The sequence below is a fragment of the Pseudomonas sp. CFBP 8772 genome (assembly GCF_014841665.1).
GTDB lineage: Bacteria > Pseudomonadota > Gammaproteobacteria > Pseudomonadales > Pseudomonadaceae > Aquipseudomonas > Aquipseudomonas graminis_B.
Genome location: NZ_JACYUI010000020.1, coordinates 45,394 through 51,699, shown reverse-complemented (window position 1 = coordinate 51,699; position 6,306 = coordinate 45,394). Strand labels below are relative to the sequence as shown.

5 protein-coding genes are annotated in these 6,306 nt (G+C 62.2%); 1 reads left to right on the top strand and 4 read right to left on the bottom strand.

Translation table 11 applies throughout. From position 1 onward, the window contains the following. Positions 1 to 441 precede the first annotated feature (441 nt). From IFT99_RS25215 to gnd, 4 genes are all read right to left on the bottom strand, one after another. Entirely contained in the window at positions 442 to 2,247 is a 1,806-nt protein-coding gene (locus IFT99_RS25215) for a glycoside hydrolase family 15 protein (RefSeq protein WP_192135948.1), read from the bottom strand. 97 nt (positions 2,248 to 2,344) lie between these two features. Continuing rightward, positions 2,345 to 3,163 (bottom strand): HAD family hydrolase, encoded by an 819-nt coding sequence (locus tag IFT99_RS25210; RefSeq protein WP_192135946.1) that lies wholly within the window; start codon positions 3,161 to 3,163, stop codon positions 2,345 to 2,347. Beyond that, on the bottom strand, positions 3,160 to 4,683 hold the full coding sequence (gene zwf / locus IFT99_RS25205) for a glucose-6-phosphate dehydrogenase (RefSeq protein ID WP_192135945.1): 1,524 nt from the start codon (positions 4,681 to 4,683) through the stop codon (positions 3,160 to 3,162). Before zwf ends, IFT99_RS25210 begins: the two co-directional genes overlap by 4 nt. Beyond that, a complete protein-coding gene (gene gnd / locus IFT99_RS25200) occupies positions 4,683 to 5,660 on the bottom strand; it encodes a phosphogluconate dehydrogenase (NAD(+)-dependent, decarboxylating) (protein WP_065987181.1) in 978 nt (325 codons plus the stop codon). Before gnd ends, zwf begins: the two co-directional genes overlap by 1 nt. Positions 5,661 to 5,981: 321 nt before the next feature. Between gnd and IFT99_RS25195 the strand changes: the two genes are divergently transcribed. After that, entirely contained in the window at positions 5,982 to 6,155 is a 174-nt protein-coding gene (locus IFT99_RS25195) for a DUF6026 family protein (protein ID WP_141695114.1), read from the top strand. The last annotated feature ends 151 nt before the right edge of the window (positions 6,156 to 6,306 follow it).

The window sequence follows — 6,306 nt, the reverse complement described above, 5'->3', positions numbered from 1 at the left end:
TCAGGCCGGCCTGGTAAGAGCACGGCCTGCCTAACGGCAGGCCGTAACCGGCCCGCACACAAAAAATCTGACAGTCCCAAGTAACCAAGGGCTTGTGCTCCTGGTTGGGCTCCTCCTTCGTCGGAGTACCCTCACTCCGGTCTCGCTCCGTGGGCCCGCGCCGAACGGACATCCATGTCCTGACGGCGCTCTCGCCGCATCCATGCGGCTCGGCCCACTCCGCGAAACCTGCGTTCAGCCTGCACCCAAGTCGCGTTCTGCGGTGTCTGGGCTTTTTGCGTATGAAGATCAAAATCAACAGCAAAAGCTTCCCGGCTGAAGCCGGTCCTACAGGGTGGATGCGGTGCTTTTAGTGGGACCGGCTTTAGCCGGGAAGAGGCCCGTGCAGGCGCCCTTAATCCATGGGTGTAACGCATCGTCTTCCCGGCGATGCCGACCCCACTATGACGGTGTGGCCGCGCGGGTTTTTACGGGGCAGATGACGCGGTGCAGGTTGAGGGCGGTGTTGATGATGCCGATGTGGCTGAAAGCCTGGGGGAAGTTGCCGAGCATGCGGTTTTGCTGGGGGTCGTATTGTTCGGCGAGGAGGCCGACGTCGTTGCACAGACCGCACAGGCGTTCGAAGAGGAGTTGGGCTTCTTCGTCGCGGCCTTGGAGCACGTAGACGTCGGCGAGCCAGAACGAGCACACCAGGAACGTCCCTTCGCTGCCCGACACGCCATCGGTGCTGCGCTCGCTGTCGTAGCGCAATAGCAGGCCGTCTTTCATCAGCGATTGTTCTATCCGCGTGACGGTGCCGGTGACGCGGGGGTCGTCGACGGGGAGGAAGCCGGTGAGCGCGATCTGCAGCAGACTGGCGTCCATTTCCTGGCCGCCGTAGGTCTGCACGAAGCTGCCCAGTGCGGCGTCGTAACCGTTGGCGCAGACGTCGGCGTGAATCTGATCGGCAACCTGCCGATAGTGCTGTCCCCGCTCGCGCTCTTCCGGGTCATCGCTCTTGGCCAACACCCCGGCATTGCGGTCGAACGACACCCAGGCCATGACTTTGGAATGGGTGAAGTGCCGCGGCGCCGAACGGATTTCCCAAATGCCGGCGTCCGGTTGATGCCAGACTTTTTCCAGAAACGGCATGATCACTTTCTGGATTTCCGTGCCGCGCGGCAGCGCCGGCAATCCGTTTTTAAGGGCTTGGGTCATGGCGTCGGCGACTTCGCCGTAGACGTCCAACTGCACCTGACTGGCCGCGCCGTTGCCCACCCGCACCGGACGCGATTGCGCGTAACCGGCCAGCCAAGGCAATTCATACTCCAGCAAACGTCGCTCGCCTGCCAGGCCGTACATGATCTGGACTTGATCCGGGTTGCCGGCGATGGAGCGCAGCAGCCAGTTGCGCCACGCAGTCGCTTCTTCGAAATAGCCCAGGTTCATGAACGCCAGCAGGGTCATGGTCGCATCGCGCAGCCAGCAGAAGCGGTAATCCCAGTTGCGCTCGCCGCCCAACTGTTCGGGCAGCGACGTGGTCACCGCTGCGACGATCCCGCCGGTGGGCGCGTAGGTCATGGCTTTGAGGGTGATCAGCGAACGTTTGACCTGGTCCGTCCAGGGACCGACATCCGGGCAGCGGTCAGAAAAACCCCGCCAGAACGTTTCGGTCTGCTGCAGCGCCGACTCCATATCGAAGCCCCCACGCACCGGCTCGTGGGAGACCTGCCAGGACAACGCGAAACCCAGCCGCTGGCCTGCTTCAACGCTGAACAGGCTCTCGGTGTGGTGGTCCATCGGGTGCAGTTCGGCAGGCGTGCGCAGCACCAGCATGTCCGGGCCGGCAACGGCGGTCATCGTGTGCGGCTCGCGCTTCTCGACCCACGGCACCGTGCTGCCGTAGTCAAAGCGAATCGCCAGGTCCATGGAGAAATCCACGCGCCCCTCCACGCCGACGACGATGCGCACCACGCTGCTGTCGATCTCCATGGGCATGAAATCGATGAGCAACGCCTGTCCGGTGTCGGTGGTGAAGAGGGTTTCGAGAATCAGTGTGCCGTCGCGATAGCTGCGGCGCGTCCGGGCGCGGCCGTCAACCGGGGCCAGCTTCCAGCGCCCGTTGTTGCTGTCACCCAGCAGCGCGGCGAAACAGGCTGGCGCATCAAAGCGCGGGAAACACAGCCAGTCCAGTGACCCGTCGCGGGCCACCAGCGCGGCGGTCCGGCAGTTGCCGAGCAGCGCGTAGTCTTCAATCAACACAGCCATCGGGCGGTTATTCCTCTCGGTGAGCACGTTAGTGTTGTTGTGCGCCGTGCCCTTGAGTAGCTGAACCCATGAGTAGCAGCGCAATCGCCGCCCCGAATCAACGGGGCAGGATGTATCGCTCGATGGCCCTGGCCAGGCCGTCATCGGCATTGCTGTCGGTAACGTAGTTGGCTTGGGTCTTCACGCCCACTTCGGCCTGCCCCATGGCAATCGACAACCCGGCGCGCAGGAACATCGCCACGTCGTTGCCCGCATCGCCGATCGCGGCGGTGTGGGCCAGCGGGACGCCCAACGCATCGGCCAGCGTCTCAAGGGCAGTGCCCTTGTTGGCGTCCAGTGCGGTGACGTCGAGGTAATAGGACTGCGAACGCGCCGCCAGTGCGGACTCGGCGATCAGCGGGTTGAGCTTGACCTCCAGGCGCTTGAGCAGCTCGAAGTCCTTGCTCGCCGCGACGATCTTGTCGATGCGGTCCAGGTAGTCGTCGAAGCTGGCGACGTGGACGAAGTCGTAGCCCAGCGTGTTGCGCTCGTGGTCGACGTAATCCCCTTCGGGATTGAGCAGCAGCCACTGGTCGTCGGCGAACACCCAGACCGCCACCGCCTCGCTGGCGAACAGCTCGAGGCTGGTGCGCGCCGCGGCGGCATTGATGCGGTGGGCCTTCAGCAGGCTGCCGTCAGGATTGATGATGTTGGCACCGTTGAACGCCACGGTCGGCAGCGTGATGCCCAGGGCTTCGATCTGCTGCCGCATGGCCCGAGGGGGCCGGCTGCTGGCGACCGAGAAATGAATCCCGGCCTCCTGCAGCTTGCGCACCGCATCGATGTTGGCCTGGCTCAGGCTGTGATCGGGGTGCAGCAGCGTGCCATCGATGTCGGACAACATGAACTGGATGAGGGACTGCGAAGCGTCACTCATCCCAGGCGCTGCCATGTGCGGCCGTCACGGGCCAGCAACTCATCGGCCTCCGAGGGCCCGTCCTCGCCCGCGTGATAGAGGTCCACCTGCGGATCCTTGGCCCAGGCATCGATGAACGGCTGCACGGCACGCCAACCGTTTTCAATGTTGTCGGCACGCTGGAACAGGGTCTGGTCACCGGTCAGGCAGTCGTAGATCAGGGTTTCGTACCCGGTCGACGGCTGCATCTCGAAGAAGTCCTTGTAGGCGAAACCCAATTCAATGGTCTGCATGTCGAGGGTCGGGCCGGGCTTCTTCGCCTGCAGATCGAACCACATGCCTTCGTCAGGCTGGATCTGGATCTTGAGGAAATTCGGCGCGACGCTGTCGACATCGGTGTCGCGAAACTGGGCATACGGCGCAGGCTTGAAGCAGATGGCGATCTCGGTGTCGCGCACGCTCATGCGCTTGCCAGTGCGCAGGTAGAACGGCACGCCCATCCAGCGCCAGTTATCGATCATGACCTTGAGTGCGACGTAGGTCTCGGTGTTGCTCTCGGGATCGACACGGTCTTCCTGGCGGTAACCGGTGACGGGCTTGCCGTCGATGTTGCTCTCGGCGTACTGACCGCGCACCGAATTGGCCAGCGCTTCCATTTCCGACCAGGGCCGGATCGCGCCGACCACCTTGGCCTTTTCGCCGCGCACGGCATCGGCACCGAATGCAGCCGGCGGCTCCATCGCTACCATCGCCAGCAGCTGGAACAGGTGATTGGGCACCATGTCCCGCAGGGCACCGGTGGTTTCGTAGAAGCTGCCACGGGTTTCAACGCCCACGGTTTCGGCTGCGGTGATCTGCACGTGGTCGATGTAGTGGTTATTCCAGAACGACTCGAACAGGCCGTTGGAGAAACGGCTGACCAAAATGTTCTGCACCGTTTCCTTGCCCAGATAGTGGTCGATCCGGTAGATCTGCTTCTCGCTCATGACCTTCAGCAAGCAGTTGTTCAGGGCCACCGCACTGGGCAGATCGTGGCCGAACGGCTTCTCGATCACCACGCGACGAAAGCTCTCGTCGTCCTCGACCATCAGCCCGGAAGAGCCCAGACGCTGCGTCACCTCACTGAAGAAACGCGGCGCAGTCGCCAAGTAGAACACGGCGTTGCGGGTGCCCGTGCTCTTGATCTTCGCGTCGATGTCCGAATACGTGGAATCGTCGAGAAAATCGCCGGTGATGTAAGTGATGCGCTTCGACAGGCTGCCCCACAGCGCCGGATCCAGAGGCTCTTCGCCGCCCTGGGCGACCTTGCTGGCCGCCTCCTGACGTATGAAGTCTTCGAGCTTCTTGGCGAAATCGGCATCGCTGACGGTGTTGTGGTCAACGCCGACGATGTGCAGGTCCTCCCCCACCAACCCGTCGCGAAACAGGTTATAGAGGGCCGGCATCAACAGCCGTTTGACCAGGTCACCATGGGCGCCGAAGAGGAACAGCGTGGTCGCCGGAGCGACCGGCGCATTCTGCTTGCTGCGGGATAAACCCATTATTTTGGTTCCTTATGACCACCGAATCCAAAACGCATGGCGGACAGCATCTTGTCGCCGTACGTGCTTTGTTGACGGGAGCGGAAGCGGGCGAACAGCGAAGTGGACAGCACGGGAACCGGTACCGCCTGCTCCATGGCCGCTTCGATGGTCCAGCGGCCTTCACCGCTGTCGGCCACGGAACCGGAATAGGCGTTGAGCTGAGGGTCGGTGGCCAGTGCGTCGGCGGTCAGGTCGAGCAGCCAGGAAGACACCACGCTGCCGCGACGCCAGACTTCGGCGATGTCGCCCAGGTTCAGGTCGAAGCGCTGTTCAACCGGGAGGTTGTCCGAATTCTTGGTCTTGAGGATGTCGAAGCCTTCGGCGAAGGCCTGCATCATGCCGTACTCGATGCCGTTGTGGATCATCTTGACGAAGTGCCCGGCGCCCGGCGGACCGGCGTGGATGTAGCCGTGTTCGGCACGCGGGTCGGCGTCCTTGGCACGGTCCCTGGTGCGCGGGATGTCGCCAATGCCCGGGGCCAGGGTCTTGAAGATCGGGTCAAGGCGCGTGACGACGTCGGTTTCGCCGCCGATCATCATGCAGTAGCCGCGTTCCAGACCCCAGACGCCGCCCGAGGTGCCGACATCGACGTAGTGCAGGTTCTTGTCTTTAAGGGCGAGGGAGCGACGGACGTCGTCCTTGTAGAAGGTGTTGCCGCCGTCGATGATCACGTCGTCGGCATCGAGCAAAGTGGCCAGCTCGTTGATGGTGTCTTCGGTTGGAGCGCCAGCAGGCAACATCACCCAGACGGCCCGCGGTTTTTCCAGCGCCGCAACCAGTGACGCGAGGTCATGGGCTGGCGTTGAACCTTCGTTGGCGAGCACGGTGCGAGACTTCTCATCGCGATCATAGACCACAGTCGTGTGGCCATTGAGCATCAGTCGACGTGCGATGTTGCCGCCCATGCGGCCTAGTCCAACAATCCCGAGTTGCATGTAGAGGTGCTCCTTAATCAAATTCAGAGGTGCCTCAGTTTATAGCCCAGTGCCGCATAGTGGGTTAGTCCGGGGAGGCAAACTATGGTTTCCCGGTGAAAAAAGTTTCATGTGCAGGGGCACAGAGGTCTGCAAGACTGCCCTATGACGCACGTTTTCGCGATCAAGAAACGTTCGCGACAATCAAAAATAAAAAAGTTCCTTTTTTACGCAAAAGAAATCAGAATCCCGGCCGATAGAGGTAGTGAGCAGGACATGCCAGGTAGCAGGCGTCCTTGCTTGAACCTTATGAAGTTGAATCCGCCATTTGCGAGGTGTGCAATGGGCACAGTAATGACAGCCAACGCTCCACAGACCCTTTACGTCACAATCCGTCGTGACGAGCTGCGCCAGCTCAGGGAAGAACGCGCCGTATTGCAGAAGAAAGTCGCCCAGCTGACTTCGATGCTGCAGCACGCCCAGCTCATCGGCAGCAGCAACGCCCTGCACGCCTGATCCGCGACACCCCTCCTCCCAAGGCAAGCCTGATCTGCAGGCTTGCCGGCGCATCCCTCGCACTCCCCTGCCTGTACTCGCAATGCCGCGCGCTCGACGCCCCTTTCGACCCTCCGTCGGACCCGACACACGTTGTTACGTTCCCCGCCTG